1 protein-coding gene is annotated in these 624 nt (G+C 66.5%); it reads left to right on the plus strand.

Annotated elements, in window-relative coordinates; translation table 11 throughout:
* Nucleotides 1-608 (plus strand): IS630 family transposase (locus H7965_RS30245; RefSeq protein WP_186774127.1); only part of this gene is annotated, 608 nt, incomplete at its 5' end.
* Nucleotides 609-624: the final 16 nt, after the last annotated feature.

Here is a 624-nt window from a genome sequence, read left to right on the forward strand (position 1 = left end):
AAAAAAAGACGGCGCATGCCGCCGAGCAGGACCGCCCGGATATCCTGAAGCGGCGCTGGGCGTGGTTCGAGGAACAGCCCGACCTCGATCCCGACCGCCTGGTGTTTATCGATGAGACCTGGGCCTCGACCAAGATGGCCCGCACCCATGGCCGGGCGCCTCGCGGCGAACGCCTGCGCTCGCCGACCCCACATGGTCACTGGAAGACGACCACCTTCGTTGCCGGGCTGCGGGTCAGCGGCATGATCGCGCCGATGGTGCTGGACGGGCCGATCAACGGCGTTGCCTTCCAGGCCTACGTCGATCAGGTCCTGGTCCCGGAGCTGGCACCCGGCGATATCGTCGTCATGGACAATCTCGGCAGCCACAAGGACGCGGGCATCCGCGCGGCGATCGAGGCTGCGGGCGCGAGGCTGCTCTACCTCCCGCCCTACAGCCCCGAGTTCAACCCAATCGAGAATGCCTTCGCCAAGCTGAAGGCGATGCTCCGCAAGGCCGCTACCCGCACCGTCGACGGCCTCTGGAACACCATCGGCCGCATCATCGGCACCTTCACGCCCGCCGAGTGCGCCAACTACTTCGCCGCCGCCGGCTATGACGCAGACTGATCGGAAAACGCTCTAG

Source organism: Siccirubricoccus deserti, assembly GCF_014283215.1.
GTDB classification, from domain to species: Bacteria; Pseudomonadota; Alphaproteobacteria; order Acetobacterales; family Acetobacteraceae; genus Siccirubricoccus; species Siccirubricoccus deserti.